The sequence below is a fragment of the Serratia inhibens genome (genome assembly GCF_003591175.1).
GTDB classification, from domain to species: domain Bacteria; phylum Pseudomonadota; class Gammaproteobacteria; order Enterobacterales; family Enterobacteriaceae; genus Serratia; species Serratia inhibens.
Window position 1 is genome coordinate 1835848 of sequence record NZ_QYYG01000001.1, and the last position, 15403, is coordinate 1851250.

A 15403-nucleotide genomic window follows, 5' to 3' on the forward strand; every position below is an offset into this window, starting at 1 on the left:
GTAGAACATGACTGAAAGCCAACAAAAAGGCTCGATCTGGACCAAAATCCATATCGACCCCACTTTCCTGCTATTCATTCTGGCCCTGCTGGTCTATAGCGCATTCGTGATGTGGAGCGCCAGCGGCCAGGATATCGGCATGATGGAACGCAAAATCGGCCAGATCGTCATGGGCCTGATCGTGATGGGCGTAATGGCTCAGATCCCGCCGCGGGTCTATGAAAGCTGGGCGCCCTATCTGTACATCTTCTGCGTGATCCTGCTGATTATGGTCGACGCGTTCGGGCAGATCAGTAAAGGCGCTCAGCGCTGGCTGGATCTCGGTTTTGTGCGCTTCCAGCCGTCAGAAATCGCTAAAATCGCCGTCCCGCTGATGGTTGCGCGCTTTATGAACCGCGACGTCTGCCCGCCTTCACTGAAGAATACCGGTATTGCGCTGGTGCTGATTTTCCTGCCGACCCTGCTGGTTGCCGCGCAGCCGGACCTGGGCACGTCGATTTTGATCGCAGCCTCCGGCCTGTTCGTGCTGTTCCTGTCCGGTATGAGCTGGAAGCTGATCGCCGTCGCCGCCGTAATGCTGGCGGCCTTTATTCCGGTACTATGGTTCTTCCTGATGCACGGCTATCAACGCGACCGCGTGATGATGTTGCTCGATCCGGAAAGCGATCCGCTCGGCGCCGGCTACCACATTATTCAGTCGAAAATCGCCATAGGTTCCGGCGGCCTGTCCGGCAAGGGCTGGCTGCATGGCACCCAGTCGCAGCTGGAGTTTTTGCCGGAGCGCCATACCGACTTCATCTTCGCGGTATTGGCCGAGGAGCTGGGGCTGGTTGGGGTGCTGGTGCTGCTGGCGCTGTACCTGCTGGTGATTATTCGCGGGCTGATGATCGCCGCCAAAGCGCAAACGACCTTCGGCCGCGTCATGGTCGGCGGCCTGATGCTGATACTGTTCGTTTATGTGTTTGTTAACATTGGTATGGTCAGTGGCATTTTACCGGTAGTTGGCGTACCTTTGCCTCTGGTCAGTTATGGGGGTTCGGCGCTGATCGTACTTATGGCTGGGTTCGGCATCATCATGTCGATCCACACGCATCGGAAAATGCTGTCTAAAAGTTTATAAGAGGTGAGTAATGCGTAAGGAATGGCTTTGGGTCGGCGTAGTGGCTGTGTTGCTTTCCGCCTGTACCTCCCCGACCACGGAACAGCAGGCACCGCCGCAGCAACCGTATAACGGGCCGGTGGTGGAAATCGGCGGCGTTGAGCCTCAATATGAACCCTATAACCCTGGCACCCTGCAGGATTATAAGGTTAATGGCGACACTTACCGCATCGTGAAAGATCCGCAGAACTTCTCGCAGACTGGCCTGGCCAGCTCCTATGGCGAAGAAGCCCGGGGCAACACCACCGCGCTGGGCGAGCAGTTCGATCCTAACGGCCTCACCGCCGCGCACCCCACGCTGCCGATCCCAAGCTATGTACGTGTAACTAACCTCGCCAATGGCCGTCAACTGGTGGTGCGCGTTAACGATCGCGGGCCTTACACCAACGGCCGCATTATCGATCTGTCAAAAGCCGTCGCCGATCGTCTGAACCTGTCCAACAACACCAAGGTTAAAGTTGATTTCATCAACGTGGCGCCGGACGGTACTCTGAGCGGCCCCGGCACCATTGGTACCACCGTCGCCAAACAAAGCTACGCCCTGCCGTCGCGCCCGGATCTCGGTTCGAGCAGCATGGGGACGCCAGTGCAACAGGAAGCTCCTGTCGCCAGCGGTGCCGCAGTGCGTCCAATCGATAACAGCAGCCTGAACGCCGATGACAACGCCCCGGCCGCCGCTGTGGGCAACTCGCGTACCGGTTTCCTCGGCGCGCCAAGCCAGGTTCCTTCCGGAGTATTGGAAGGTTCAGAGCCTGAACCGGCCGTCAGCGCCGCAGCCATTGCGGCTCCCGTTGCCGCCACCGCGGCCGTTGCTGCCGGAGCTTCTTCCGCCGGGAGTTATGTCGTGCAGGTTGGCGCTCTCAGCAGCGCCGAACGCGCGCAAACCTGGCAACAGAGCCTGAGCCAGCAGTTTGGCGTGCCAGGCAAGGTTGCCGCCAGCGGCGGCGTCTACCGCGTGCAGTTAGGCCCGTTCAGCGATCGCCAGCAGGCTGCCCAGCTGCAACAGCGCCTGGCCGCAGAAGCGCAACAACAATCTTTTGTCACTGCCGCACCCTAAACAGAGATACCCGATCAATTTCAAGTTGCAGCCAACCACGCTGCAACCTGAAAGGTCAAAAGCATGAAGCCCGGCGAGCGATCGCGACTGATAAGCGTTTCTCTAGCTGAAACATTTTCTTTCAGCAAAATGTCCGTAAAGCGCTATGAGTCAGATGAATGGATAATGCCTGCCGGGATCTCATCTGTTATAGTGTGGCTCGTTTTTAACTTTACCCTCATGGATGTTGTCCTCTCGATCATGAAACAAGTAACTTCTTTTCGCTTAATCAAGAGCATAGCGCTCGGCTCCGTTATCGCGATGAGCGCAGTTTCCGTTGCGCAAGCCGATGACGTTAATATCAAGACCATGATCCCAGGGGTCCCGCAGATCGATGCGGAAGCCTATGTCCTGATTGACTACAACTCCGGTAAAGTTTTGGCGGAAATGAACGCCGACGCACGCCGCGATCCGGCCAGTCTGACGAAAATGATGACCAGCTACGTCATCGGCCAGGCGCTGAAAGCGGGCAAAATCGGCCAGGAAGACATGGTTACCGTGGGGCAAGACGCCTGGGCAACCGGCAACCCGGTATTCAAAGGTTCCTCGCTGATGTTCCTGAAGCCAGGCGATCGCGTGCCGGTTTCCAAACTGACCCGCGGCATCAACCTGCAATCCGGTAACGACGCCTGTGTGGCGATGGCCGATTACGTAGCCGGCAGCCAGGACGCGTTCGTTAACCTGATGAACACTTACGTCAACAAGCTGGGCCTGCAGAACACCCACTTCCAGACGGTACACGGCCTCGACGCACAGGGCCAATACAGCTCGGCGCGCGATATGGCGCTGATCGGCCAGGCGCTGATCCGCGACGTGCCGGACGAATACGCGATTTATAAAGAAAAAGAGTTCACCTTCAACAACATCCGTCAGATGAACCGTAACGGTCTGCTGTGGGATACCAGCCTGAATGTGGACGGCATCAAAACCGGCCATACCGATGCGGCGGGTTACAACCTGGTGGCTTCCGCCACTGAAGGCCAGATGCGCCTGATTTCTGCGGTATTGGGCGGTCGGACTTATAAAGGCCGTGAAACCGAGAGCAAAAAGCTGCTGACCTGGGGCTTCCGCTTCTTCGAAACCGTTGCACCGCTGAAAGTGGGCAAAGAGTTTGCGTCTGAACCTGTCTGGTTCGGCGATGCAGATCGCGTTGAGCTGGGCGTGGACAAAGACGTCTACCTGACCATCCCACGCGGCCGGATGAAAGATCTCAAAGCCAGCTACGTGCTGAACACACCGGAAATTCATGCGCCACTGGCGAAAAACCAGGTTGTCGGCAGCATCAACTTCCAGCTGGATGGCAAAACCATCGATCAGCGTCCTCTGGTGGTAATGAACGAAGTGAAAGAAGGCGGTTTCTTCAGCCGCATCGTGGATTATATCAAACTGATGTTCCACCACTGGTTCGGTTAACAGTTGAAACGGGCAAAATTGCCCCCATATACTGATTAACATTAACTCCCGCTCCGGCGGGAGTTATAATTTATAGATTCGCTATGTTGATAGCAGCACTCTGGAGCGCACATGAAAACTAAACTGAACGAACTGCTCGAATTCCCTTGCTCGTTTACCTACAAGGTAATGGGCCTGGCACAACCAGAGCTGGTAGACCAGGTGGTGGAAGTGGTACAGCGCCATGCACCCGGGGATTACAACCCGGAAGTTAAACCGAGCAGCAAAGGCAATTACCACTCCGTTTCCATCACCATCAACGCCACCCATATCGACCAGGTGGAGACGTTATATGATGAATTGGGCAACATTGAAATTGTCCGCATGGTGCTGTAATTCCAGCATAAAACCCTGCTTACCAACCCGGGCCAGAGGATCGTCTGCCCGGGTTGCGCATTTTTGGTCAGCTAAATGCTGGTCGCCGGCCAGAGCGCCCGGTATAATGGCATTACCACTTCTGTAACCTGACGATGACTCTTTTGCAACCAGACAAGATCATTTTGCGTCAGCTGGGTTTGCAGCCCTACGAGCCTGTATCCCAAGCCATGCACAACTTCACCGATCGCAGAACCGATGCCACGCCCGATGAACTGTGGTTGGTTCAGCATCAGCCCGTGTTTACTCAGGGCCAGGCCGGTAAAGCGGAGCATGTGTTAATGCCGGGGGATATTCCGGTTGTCCAGAGCGATCGCGGTGGTCAGGTGACCTATCACGGTCCGGGGCAGCAGGTGATGTACGTGATGGTCGATCTGAAACGCAACAAGGTTGGCGTTCGCCAGCTGGTCACGGCTATCGAAGATACCGTTATTAATACCCTCGCCCACTTTCATATCGAATCACGCGCCCGCCCGGATGCGCCCGGTGTTTACGTGGGGGAACAAAAAATCTGTTCGTTGGGTCTGCGGATCCGCAAAGGCAGTTCATTCCACGGCCTGGCACTGAATGTGGCCATGGATCTCAGCCCCTTCCAACGTATCAACCCTTGCGGTTACGCCGGCATGCAAATGGCGCAGGTCAGCGCGCTGGCGCCCGGCGTAGGCATAGAAGACGTACATCCAATCCTGGTACAGGAATTTGTTCATTTACTCGGCTACCCGAAGGTCGAGCTTCGTAACTGGAACCTGCACGATTATGAGTAAACCAATTCAGATGGAACGCGGCGTTAAATACCGCGATGCAGACAAAATGGCGTTGATCCCGGTTAAAACGGTGGTCACCGAACGGCAGGAGCTGTTACGTAAACCCGAGTGGATGAAGATCAAACTGCCTGCCGACTCTACGCGCATTCAGGGCATTAAAGCCGCCATGCGTAAAAACGGTCTGCATTCGGTGTGCGAAGAAGCTTCCTGTCCGAACCTGTCTGAATGTTTTAACCACGGCACCGCCACCTTTATGATCCTGGGCGCCATCTGTACCCGCCGCTGCCCGTTCTGCGACGTGGCCCACGGCCGCCCGGTAGCCCCGGATGCCAACGAGCCGGAAAAACTGGCCCAGACCATCGCCGATATGGCGCTGCGCTACGTGGTGATCACCTCGGTTGACCGTGACGATCTGCGCGACGGCGGTGCTCAGCACTTTGCCGACTGTATCGCCGCGATCCGCGCCAAAAACCCGACCATCAAAATCGAAACGCTGGTGCCGGATTTCCGCGGCCGTATGGATCGCGCGCTGGAAATTCTGACCGAGACACCGCCGGACGTGTTCAACCACAACCTGGAAAACGTGCCGCGCGTTTACCGTCAGGTTCGCCCGGGCGCCAACTACGAATGGTCGCTAAAACTGCTCGAGCGGTTTAAAGAAGCGCATCCGCACATCCCAACCAAATCCGGTCTGATGGTCGGCCTGGGGGAAACCAATGCGGAAATCGTTGAAGTCATGCGCGACCTGCGCCGCCACGGTGTCACCATGTTGACCCTGGGCCAGTACCTGCAGCCAAGCCGTCATCACCTGCCGGTCCAGCGCTATGTCAGCCCGGCCGAATTCGATGAAATGAAAGAAGAAGCGATGGCGATGGGCTTTACCCATGCGGCCTGCGGCCCGTTTGTCCGTTCTTCCTATCATGCCGATTTGCAGGCGAAAGGGATGGAAGTGAAGTAAACGCGGAAATAACTTGTTACGTTTCGGCTGGCGGAAACGCCAAAAACGGATGTCCTTGCGGCATCCGTTTTTTATTGCTCCGCAGAAAACGTAATTACTGGTCTTTCTTTTCGACGCTTTGCGGGTTGGATTGGCTTTCTGCCGCATTTGCCGGCGGCGTGGTGTCGTCGCCCACGGCCTTTTTAAAGCCCTTCAGCGCAGCGCCCAGATCGGCGCCCAGAGTGCGCAGTTTGCTGGTACCGAACAGCAAGATGATCAACACCGCAATCACCAGAAGTTTGGTAATACTGATACCTTCCATACTCACCTTCTTATTCATATAGCGCTGCAGAGGCAGCGAAAAAACAAACCTTGCCTGCGGTTATTTACCTACTTTCGCTAAACCAAGACAACAGCAACATGTAACAGAGTGAGATCCCTGCGCCGATACCTCTTTTAAATGCGTTGAGCATTAATCAGACTATTCTGAGTTATCGCACTGCATGGTACGCTGTCGCTACACCTATCAGGGAGCCGCAGGATGTATGCACCATCAGTTATCGATACCCGACGATCCGGCCTCAGCTTCGCCAGACGTACCTATCTGCCACGCATCGTCGGCCTGGGGATCGGTTTTCTCTGTGTGTTCTCGGTGCTCTATTCGCATCAGCCTGGCCCCTGGGTATGGGGTCTGCTGATTTTTCACGGTTTTATTTGGCCACATATCGCCTACCAGTGGGCGAGTCGCTCAGCCATGCCCTTCAAGGCTGAAACCCGCAATCTGCTGATCGATTCGTTTTTTGGCGGCCTGTGGGCAGCCATGATGGCCTTCAATGCATTGCCGTCGGTGGTCATTCTGTCGATGATGGGCATGAACAACATTGCCGCCTCCGGCAAGACGCTGTTCTTTAAAGGGCTGGTTGCCCAGTTGGCCGGAGCCCTGATGGTCAGCGCCCTGTTAGGCTTTCCCTTCCAACCGCAGAGTACGCCGCTGCAGATCTATCTGTGCCTGCCGATGATCTATCTCTACCCGGCGCTGCTGGGGTTAGTCACCTACCGCACCGCCAAGCGGTTGGCGCAGAAAAAACAAGAGCTGCTGCGCATCAGCATGCGCGACGGCCTGACCGGGCTATACAATCGCCGCCATTGGGAGCATTTACTGCATCACCAATTCGACAGTTGCGGCCGCTACCAACACACCGCGACCCTGATCCTGATAGATATCGATCGTTTTAAAACCATCAATGACACCTTCGGCCATGCGCTGGGTGACGAAGCGCTGGCGGTGCTGGCAGAAGAACTGTTAATTGGCCTGCGCACCGTGGATATCGTTGGGCGCTACGGCGGTGACGAGTTTGGCGCCGTGCTGCCGAACACCAGTGCCGAACAGGCCAGCATTGCGCTGATGCGCATTCAGGAACGGCTGAATGACATTATTTTTCGTGAAGCGCCGCAGTTGCGGCTGAACATCAGCGCCGGTATAGCCGATTACCACGGTGAAATGGGCGGCTATCTGGACTGGCTGAAAGCCGCCGACAATGCGCTGTACCGGGCAAAAAACAACGGTCGCAACCGCCTGGAACTGGCGGTGCCCGGCAACTAACTCAACAGCTTGGCAAAGTATTTAGGGGCTTCAAAAAAGCCCTCCCGCTGATAGAACACGTGAGCCCGTTCACGGCGGCTGTGGCAATGCACTTCAAGGCGATCGCAGCCGCGCCGGCGGGCCAATGCCTCGCCTTCAGCCAGCAAGGTCTGGCCGACACCCAAACCGCGCGCGTGGCTATCAACGCAAAAATAGCTGATACGGCAAATATCTCCGGCCAACGCCAATTGCGGCAAAAAATGCAGCGACAAAATCCCCAGCACCTCATTATCGTCATCGTCGGTCGCGACCAGCAACGCTTCATCGGGGTGCACCAATAGTTGCGCCAGACGCGCGTCAATAAATGCTTCGGTTCCGGCGTAATCCAGCGCCGCCATCAACGCCACAATGGCTTCTTTATCAGCCTGTACCGCCGTTCTCACTTTCATTTCGGTTGTTTCCGTCGTCACAGATACTACAAAATAGGCGACGCCAGGTGTAAGATCCAGTCTGCGCGGCAAAAAGCGGCGCCGATCGAAGGAGATGACATTCCTCCATAACCGCCTTCACAGGCTGATGATGTCTACGTAACCTCTCAAAGGGTGCGTAGCATTGCGCCTGACCCTTTCTGAGCCTGGGTTTCCCCTTTTAGTGAAAGGTATTTCAACCATGTTGAGTTCTTTACTGGCAGTCTTTATTGGCGGTGGTGTCGGTAGCGTGTTGCGTTGGGCCGTAAGCATGAAGATGAACCCGCTTAACGCGCATATCCCCCTGGGCACACTGGCGGTGAATCTGGTGGGCGGTTTTGTCATCGGGCTGGCCATCGCGATATTTACCCGTATGACGCACCTGGATCCCACCTGGAAATTGCTGATTACCACCGGTTTCTGCGGCGGTTTAACCACCTTCTCCACCTTTTCGCTGGAGGTCGTGTACTTGCTGCAAGATGGCCGCTTCGCCTGGGCGCTGGCCAATATGTTGCTCAATCTGGCCGGCTCACTGGCAATGACCCTGCTGGCGTTTATGCTGGTCGTCTGGGTTAACGGGCAATAGCTAATTTAGTTCTCTTAATGTTTCCTTAATCTGCCGCACGCATAATCTCATCCAGTGCCCCAAACTGGATGAGACCTCTGATGTTTAGCCTGCCCAAAACCGCCGCTGAAGTGACCGCCACCCTGCTGTGCCTGCTGATTGTCGCCGCTTTTATCAAAGTTTATCTGTTCGCCTGACGCTTCGTCCCCACTGGCTCCCCCTTTAGAGTTCCCCTTCTGCCGTTCTTGCATTACAATTGAGAATGAACGTTCGCACCCAAAACGCGAACCCCTCTCTTGGTAAAGGATCGGGAAATGATATCCACCAGCGACAGCAGGCAAGCCAAAGCGCAGGCCCGCCGCGATCAAATTGTCGATGCGGCGAAACTTTGTTTTCGTCAGCATGGTTTTCACGCCGCCAGCATGGCGGAAATCGCCCAGGGTTCGCAGCTCAGCGTCGGTCAAATCTACCGCTACTTTGCCAATAAAGACGCGATCATCGAAGAAATCGTCAATCGCATCATCGCCAGTAAAATGCGCCGTCTGGAGGATCTGGGCGATCACATTAACCTGATTGCCGGCACTCTGGCAGCCCGCGCCCAGTTCCAGCAACCGGGTGAAAACGAAACTGACCATATGCTGATGCTGGAGGTCACCGCCGAAGCCACGCGTAACCCGGTGGTCGCGAAAATGCTCAGCGATGCGGAAACGCGGCTGTTTCGTCATGTCTGCCAGAATCTGCAGCGGATGTATCCGCATTTCACCGAACAGGAAATCGCCGCACGGGTGGAATTTATCGCCGTATTAAGCGAAGGCACAGGTTATCGCATCCTTACCACGCAAAAAGCCGATGTCAGCTTGCTGAGCGGCTTATATCAACAAGCTATCTCTCACCTGTTCAGGAAACCCTGATTCCCTATGACCAGACAATTATCCAGACAACGTCTGGTGTACGCGGTGGTGCTTGGCCTGCTGGCCGCACTGGGGCCGCTGTGCACCGATCTCTACCTGCCAGCCCTGCCGGAAATGGCCGGCGAGCTGAACACTTCCACCGCCACGGCTCAGCTCAGCCTGACCGCCGGCCTGCTCGGGCTGGGCGTGGGCCAACTGATTTTTGGCCCCTTCAGCGACAAACTCGGCCGCATGCGGCCGTTGCTGCTGTCGCTGGTGCTGTTATTGGCCGCCTCTCTGTGGTGCGCGCTGGCGCCGAATATCGACCAGTTGCTGATTGCTCGTTTGTTGCAAGGGCTGGCCGGCGCCGGCGGTGCGGTGATCTCCCGCGCCATCGCGCGCGATCTCTATGCCGGGCACGAACTGACGCGCTTCTTCGCCCTGCTGATGCTGGTTAACGGCCTGGCGCCGATTATTGCGCCGGTGCTGGGCGGCGCCATGTTGCGGTTAATGGACTGGCGCGGGATCTTCGGTGTACTGGCGGCCATTGCCGTGCTGCTGTTTACCCTTTCAAGCCTGAAGCTGCACGAATCCTTACCCGTGGAGCGCCGCAGCCAGGGCGGTATTTTGGCGATGCTGATGTCGCTGGGCGGGTTACTGACCCAGCGCCAGTTTATGGGCCTGTGCCTGACGCAAGGGTTCGTCATGGCCGGGATGTTCGCCTACATCGGCGCATCTCCCTTCGTATTGCAGCAGATTTATGGCCTCAGCCCGCAGATGTTCAGCCTGTGCTTTGCCGTTAACGGCGTAGGTTTGATTATTTCCGCACAGCTTGCCAGCCGCCTGAGCGCGCGTTGGGGGGAAAGGCAAGTGCTGAAAGGCGGTTTGACATTAGCGGCCGTCGCCTCACTGCTGTTGCTGCTGGCAGGCAGCCTGCACGCGCCGCTGCCGCTGTTGATGGTTCCGCTGTTCTTCTCGGTGGCGGTGATCGGCATTGTCGGCCCAACGGCGTCATCATTGGCGATGCAAAGCCAGGGTGACAAAGCGGGCAGCGCCTCGGCGCTGATCGGCGTATGCATGTTCGCGCTCGGCGCGTGCAGCGTGCCCATCACCGGGCTGGGTGGCACTTCCAGCGTGTCGATGGCGCTGACCATCGTCGGCTGTTATGCCATTGCCATCCTGCTGTTCACCTTGCTGGTACGCAAACCGCAGGCGTAAGCTAGCGCAAAAAAGGCAATAAAAAACCCGCTCTGGGAGCGGGTTTTAAGAATTTCGGCTACTGTAGCTTAGATAGCGATAACGTTAGCAGCAGATGGCCCTTTGGCACCGTTCGTGATTTCAAATTCTACACGCTGGCCTTCAGCAAGAGTTTTGAAACCATTGCTAGCGATGGCAGAGAAGTGAACGAAAACGTCCTTGCTACCATCTTCCGGAGTAATGAAGCCGAAGCCTTTGGATTCATTAAACCACTTAACGCTACCTTTAATCTTAGACATCAAACTTACCTTTAACGTGAATGTAAGACACAAAATGTGTGTCCAGTACAGTACAGCAATTAGACCGGATTTTGTCCACAACCTGGATCACATAAAACCGATAAAAAGTGAAAAAATCGGTATCGTCCGCTGTAAATCTGTTGCACCGATCGCCGTTGCCAATCTTGACAGCTCAATGCTCTTTAATCCCCGTCGAACAGCGGCCGAACGCCTGTTTCAGCCTCGGCAGCGCTCGTTGCCAGTGTGATGCAGACATAATAGCTATGAAATATAACCAGATAGTCTTTTTGCTTCCGGCCACCCTGCACTAGGGTTAGGGCTTATCAACCACTGTGAGCCAAGACTATGACCAGCCAACTGGCCGAGAAGATCATCGCCTACCGCCGTGAACTGCATCAGAACCCTGAGCTGTCCAACCACGAGTTTGCCACTACCGCGCGCCTCACCCGCTGGCTGGAAGAGGCCGGTATCCGTATTCTGCCGCTCGGGCTGAAGACCGGCGTGATCGCCGAAATCGGCAGCGGCAAGGGCCCGATCATTGCGCTGCGCGGCGATATTGACGCCCTGCCGATAGAGGAAATTTCCGGCGTACCCTTCAGCTCGCAAAATAGCGGTGTAATGCACGCCTGCGGGCATGATTTTCATACCTCGGTGATGCTCGGCGCAGCGCATTTGCTGAAAGCGCGCGAGGCCACCCTGCCCGGAAGGGTGCGTATTTTCTTCCAACCGGCGGAGGAAACCTTCAACGGTGCCCAGCACCTGATCGACGCCGGCGCCCTGGATAACGTGGCCGCGGTATTCGGCCTGCACAATGCGCCGGAGCTGCCGACCGGCACCTTTGCCACCCGCGCCGGCGCGTTTTACGCCAACGTCGACCGCTTCCAGATCCTGATCACCGGTAAAGGCGCACACGCCGCCAAACCGGAGCAAGGCGTAGACACCATTGTCACCGCCAGCCAAATTGTCAACGCGCTGCAAACCCTGCCCAGCCGCAGCTTTAGCTCGCTGGAGTCGCTGGTGGTGAGCGTGACGCGCATCGAGGGGGGCAACACCTGGAACGTCTTGCCGCAGACCGTAGAACTGGAAGGGACGGTGCGCACCCACAACGAGAAAGTCCGCCTTCAGGTCCCGGACAAAATCCGTCAGGTGATTAACGGCGTAGCCGCATCGCTTGGCGCCCAAGCGGAACTGCGCTGGCAGCCTGGTCCACCGGCGGTGGTCAATGACGCGCGCTGGGCAGCCTTCAGCAAAACCGTCGCCGCCGAAGCCGGCTATCGGGTGGAGGAAGCGGACCTGCAGATGGGGGGCGAGGATTTCGCGCTTTACCTGCACCACGTGCCGGGCGCTTTTGTCAGTATCGGTTCAGCCAGTGAGTTTGGCCTGCACCATCCGCGCTTTAATCCGGATGAACAGGCGATCTTCCCGGCCTCGCAATATTTCGAGCTGCTCGCTGAACGCACGCTGCAACAATTAGCCACCGCACCGGAAAAAATCACCAGCAAGGCGTAAAAAATCACCTCATTATTATTTCGCGGTGCAGCAGGTTCTGCGCTGCGAATTATTATTTTCCCTTTATCCATACCCGCCACGATATTTGCTATTTCAACATTTGAATATGCTGTTTTGTTGTTTTACATCCTGAGAGCGCTCATCAATAGTGGGAACTCGACAGATAGCGCCACAGCGGCACTTAACAGGGTGAAAGCAATGAGCAACAGTGCGAAAAACAAACGGCAATTGCGTCTTGGCGCCATTTTGCATGGCGCATCGGGAAATATGTCTGCCTGGCGGCATCCGGATGCCACCGCCGACGCCAGCATTAATCTCGATTTTAATATTGCCACGGCGAAAAAAGCCGAACAGGGTAAATTGGATTTCGTGTTTGTCGCCGACGGCTTATATATCAATGAGAAATCCATTCCGCATTTCCTCAACCGTTTTGAACCCCTGACCCTGCTTGCCGCCCTGTCCGCCGCCACCGACAAAATCGGGCTGGTGGGCACGCTGTCCACTTCATACAGCGATCCCTTTACCGTCGCGCGCCAGTTCGCCAGCCTGGATCACCTGAGCAAAGGCCGGGCGGGCTGGAACGTAGTGACGTCGCCACTGGAAGGGTCGGCAAAGAATTTCTCGCGCACCGAGCACCCGGAGCACAGCCTGCGTTATCGCATCGCCAGCGAATATCTCGATGTCACCAAAGGGCTGTGGGATTCGTGGGAAGGCGACGCCTTTGTGCGTAACAAAAACAACGGTGAATTTTTCAGCGCCGGTAAGCTGCATACCCTGAACCATCAGGGGGAGTTCTTCTCGGTGCAGGGGCCGCTGAATATCGGCCGCACGCCGCAGGGCCGCCCGATTCTGTTCCAGGCCGGTGCATCGGAAGACGGCAAGCAACTGGCGGCAAAGCACGCCGACGCCATTTTCACCCACCATGAAACCCAACAGTTGGCGCAGACGTTTTATCAGGACGTAAAAAAACAATTGGTAGAACAGGGCCGCGAACCGGACGACCTGCGAATTTTCCAGGGCGTCAGCGTGATCGTCGGCGACGACAATGAAGACGTGGAACGCCAATATTGGGAAACCGCACGGCTGGTCAGCATCGAAAACGCACTCAACTACCTTGGCCGCTATTTCGAGCATTATGACTTTTCCCGCCATCCGCTGGACGAGCCCTTCCCGGACGTCGGCAATTTGGGGCAAAACAGCTTCCGCAGCACCACCGATGCCATCAAACGCAACGCCCGCGAGCGCAACCTGACGCTGCGCGAAGTGGCGCTGGAAGCTGCCTCGCCGCGCCCGGTGTTCGGCGGCACGCCGGAGGCGGTAGCGGATGGCCTGCAAAACTGGTTCGACACCCAGGCCGCCGACGGTTTCATCATCAGTGGCGGTACGCCGAACTCCTTCGACCACTTTATTGACCGCGTAGTGCCTATCCTGCAGCAACGTGGCCTGTTCCGTAGCGATTACAGCGGCGATACGCTGCGCGACCACCTTGGCCTGAAGCAACCGCTGAACCAATTTACGCAATAAAAATACTCTTTCTTCAGGGATATTCCGCTATGCGAAAAACCGTTACCGGCATCAATTTAAAAGCCATCAAAACCCGTCTCCACGTGGCGAAAAACCAGCAAATTCTGGGCGACTAGGAGCATACCTATGGCACACGACGTCTTCATTCAAACGCTGCCGGACGACCCGCTGGTCGAACCGGTAATTCAAGGACTGTTCGGCGAGTATCGTCAGCGCTACGGCGATTATTTTGGTGACCAGGAACAAGAAACGCTGGATCTGTACGCCCCGCCACAGGGCGCGTTTATCGTGCTGTTGCGCGCCGGAGAGCCGATCGCCATGGGCGCGTTCAAACGCTACGATCCGCACACCGCCGAGCTGAAGCGCATCTGGACGCGAACCGACCTGCGTCGCCAGGGGCTGGCGCAAAAGGTCTTGCAGCAACTGGAGACGCTGGCACTGGAACAGGGCTACCGCCAGCTCTACCTGACCACCGGTTTTCGCCAGCCGGAGGCGGTGGGCCTGTATCTGAGCAACGGCTATCAGCCGCAGTTCGATCCCACCGTCGACAGTGAAGTTTACAGCCGCCCGCCCTACGACGGCCGGTTGCCGTTTCGCAAGAGCCTGATGACAGCCGGCGCACTCTGTTGCGCGCCGGAAAGGAAGATTGCCTAGGGGCCTGCCCCCTCCCCTTTTATCTGTTTCAGGAGCGATACGATGTCCAAACAAGAAGTGTTGAAAGTGGTTCCCGCGCGCTACCCGCTGCGGCTGGTGGGCGCGCTGTTTTCGGTGTTTATTCTGGCGGCGATCGTCCAGTCGGTGGCGGCCAACGAGCGCTGGGAATGGGGCGTGTTTGCCGAATGGTTCTTCGCGCCGGCGGTGCTTTCCGGCCTGGGGCAAACCCTGCTGCTGACGCTGCTCGGCACGCTGTTCAGCATTATTTTCGGTACCTTGCTGGCGCTGGCGCGGCTGTCGCGCTCTTATCTGCTGGCGTCGCTGGCCTGGGGCTATATCTGGCTGTTCCGTTCGCTGCCGCTGATTCTGGTACTGATCATCTTGTATAATTTTTCTTACCTGTATGATTCCATCTCGCTGGGCATTCCCTTTACCTCGCTGGTGTTCGCCAGCTACCCGACCATAGATATACTCAGCCAGTTTTCCGTCGCGGTGCTGGGGCTGACCCTGGTGCAATCGGCCTATACCGCAGAAATCATCCGCGGCGGCATTCTCGGGGTGGAATACGGCCAGCATGAGGCCGCAGCGGCGCTTGGCCTGCCGGGCTATCGCCGTACTTTCCGCATCATTCTGCCGCAGGCGCTGCGCTCAATCGTTCCCACCGGTTTCAACGAAATCATCAGCCTGGCCAAGGGCACCTCGATCGTTTACGTGCTGGCGCTGCCGGAGCTGTTCTACACCATTCAGGTCATCTATAACCGCACGCAGCAGGTGATACCGCTGCTGATGGTCGCGACCGTCTGGTACCTGTTCATCACCACCGCGCTGTCGGTGATCCAATACTACATTGAGCGCTATTTCGCCCGGGGCGCCGTGCGCGAACTGCCGCCGACACCCTGGCAGAAACTGGCCGGCTGGATAAAACGTTAGGAG

General features: G+C 56.7%; 17 protein-coding genes and 1 riboswitch. Of the genes, 14 read left to right on the forward strand and 3 right to left on the reverse strand.

Annotated features, from left to right (window positions below; translation table 11 throughout):
- Positions 1-7: 7 nt before the first annotated feature.
- The 6 genes from mrdB (at position 8) to lipA (ending at position 5804) form a co-directional block, all read left to right on the forward strand.
- Complete coding sequence (mrdB, locus tag D4100_RS08725) at positions 8-1120, forward strand: peptidoglycan glycosyltransferase MrdB (protein ID WP_006319881.1); 1113 nt, start codon at positions 8-10, stop codon at positions 1118-1120.
- Between the two features lie 10 nt (positions 1121-1130).
- A complete protein-coding gene (gene rlpA, locus D4100_RS08730; RefSeq protein WP_006319880.1) occupies positions 1131-2216 on the forward strand; it encodes an endolytic peptidoglycan transglycosylase RlpA in 1086 nt (361 codons plus the stop codon).
- Between the two features lie 240 nt (positions 2217-2456).
- Positions 2457-3668 (forward strand): D-alanyl-D-alanine carboxypeptidase DacA, encoded by a 1212-nt coding sequence (gene dacA, locus D4100_RS08735; protein ID WP_006319879.1) that lies wholly within the window; start codon positions 2457-2459, stop codon positions 3666-3668.
- Positions 3669-3779: 111 nt separating this feature from the next.
- Entirely contained in the window at positions 3780-4043 is a 264-nt protein-coding gene (gene ybeD / locus D4100_RS08740) for a DUF493 family protein YbeD (protein WP_004949579.1), read from the forward strand.
- A 134-nt stretch (positions 4044-4177) separates the two neighbouring features.
- Positions 4178-4846 carry a lipoyl(octanoyl) transferase LipB gene (lipB, locus tag D4100_RS08745; RefSeq protein WP_006319878.1) on the forward strand — a complete coding sequence of 223 codons (669 nt, stop codon included), beginning with the start codon at positions 4178-4180 and terminating at the stop codon, positions 4844-4846.
- Entirely contained in the window at positions 4839-5804 is a 966-nt protein-coding gene (gene lipA, locus D4100_RS08750) for a lipoyl synthase (protein WP_006319875.1), read from the forward strand. Before lipB ends, lipA begins: the two co-directional genes overlap by 8 nt.
- Before the next feature lie 94 nt (positions 5805-5898).
- On the opposite strand, the gene tatA is transcribed toward lipA, so the two are convergent.
- A complete protein-coding gene (gene tatA / locus D4100_RS08755) occupies positions 5899-6105 on the reverse strand; it encodes a Sec-independent protein translocase subunit TatA (RefSeq protein ID WP_119804130.1) in 207 nt (68 codons plus the stop codon).
- Positions 6106-6324: 219 nt separating this feature from the next.
- Here tatA and D4100_RS08760 point away from each other — a divergent pair, with 219 nt between their 5' ends.
- The gene (locus D4100_RS08760) at positions 6325-7386 is read left to right on the forward strand and encodes a diguanylate cyclase (RefSeq protein WP_119804056.1); all 1062 of its coding nucleotides are present in this window, start codon (positions 6325-6327) and stop codon (positions 7384-7386) included.
- Here the strand turns inward: D4100_RS08760 and D4100_RS08765 are convergent.
- Complete coding sequence (locus D4100_RS08765; protein ID WP_119804058.1) at positions 7383-7814, reverse strand: GNAT family N-acetyltransferase; 432 nt, start codon at positions 7812-7814, stop codon at positions 7383-7385. The genes D4100_RS08760 and D4100_RS08765 overlap by 4 nt on opposite strands.
- A gap of 81 nt (positions 7815-7895) precedes the next feature.
- A riboswitch (Fluoride riboswitch) is annotated at positions 7896-7958 on the forward strand.
- Between the two features lie 76 nt (positions 7959-8034).
- Here D4100_RS08765 and crcB point away from each other — a divergent pair.
- The 3 genes from crcB to D4100_RS08780 all read left to right on the forward strand — a co-directional run bounded on the left by crcB (position 8035) and on the right by D4100_RS08780 (position 10505).
- Complete coding sequence (crcB, locus tag D4100_RS08770) at positions 8035-8418, forward strand: fluoride efflux transporter CrcB (protein WP_006319870.1); 384 nt, start codon at positions 8035-8037, stop codon at positions 8416-8418.
- Between the two features lie 293 nt (positions 8419-8711).
- Positions 8712-9308 (forward strand): TetR/AcrR family transcriptional regulator, encoded by a 597-nt coding sequence (locus D4100_RS08775; protein ID WP_006319868.1) that lies wholly within the window; start codon positions 8712-8714, stop codon positions 9306-9308.
- A 6-nt stretch (positions 9309-9314) separates the two neighbouring features.
- The gene (locus tag D4100_RS08780; protein WP_119804060.1) at positions 9315-10505 is read left to right on the forward strand and encodes a multidrug effflux MFS transporter; all 1191 of its coding nucleotides are present in this window, start codon (positions 9315-9317) and stop codon (positions 10503-10505) included.
- A 68-nt stretch (positions 10506-10573) separates the two neighbouring features.
- On the opposite strand, the gene cspE is transcribed toward D4100_RS08780, so the two are convergent.
- Positions 10574-10783: a transcription antiterminator/RNA stability regulator CspE gene (gene cspE, locus D4100_RS08785; protein ID WP_002210315.1), complete on the reverse strand. Its 210-nt coding sequence runs from the start codon at positions 10781-10783 to the stop codon at positions 10574-10576.
- 345 nt (positions 10784-11128) lie between these two features.
- On the opposite strand from cspE, the gene D4100_RS08790 reads away from it, so the two are divergent.
- The 4 genes from D4100_RS08790 to D4100_RS08805 all read left to right on the forward strand — a co-directional run bounded on the left by D4100_RS08790 (position 11129) and on the right by D4100_RS08805 (position 15400).
- Complete coding sequence (locus tag D4100_RS08790) at positions 11129-12292, forward strand: M20 peptidase aminoacylase family protein (RefSeq protein WP_119804061.1); 1164 nt, start codon at positions 11129-11131, stop codon at positions 12290-12292.
- A 198-nt stretch (positions 12293-12490) separates the two neighbouring features.
- A complete protein-coding gene (locus D4100_RS08795; RefSeq protein ID WP_119804062.1) occupies positions 12491-13816 on the forward strand; it encodes an LLM class flavin-dependent oxidoreductase in 1326 nt (441 codons plus the stop codon).
- A gap of 126 nt (positions 13817-13942) precedes the next feature.
- A complete protein-coding gene (locus tag D4100_RS08800; protein WP_119804063.1) occupies positions 13943-14470 on the forward strand; it encodes a GNAT family N-acetyltransferase in 528 nt (175 codons plus the stop codon).
- Between the two features lie 42 nt (positions 14471-14512).
- On the forward strand, positions 14513-15400 hold the full coding sequence (locus D4100_RS08805) for an amino acid ABC transporter permease (RefSeq protein ID WP_006319863.1): 888 nt from the start codon (positions 14513-14515) through the stop codon (positions 15398-15400).
- Positions 15401-15403 lie beyond the last annotated feature (3 nt).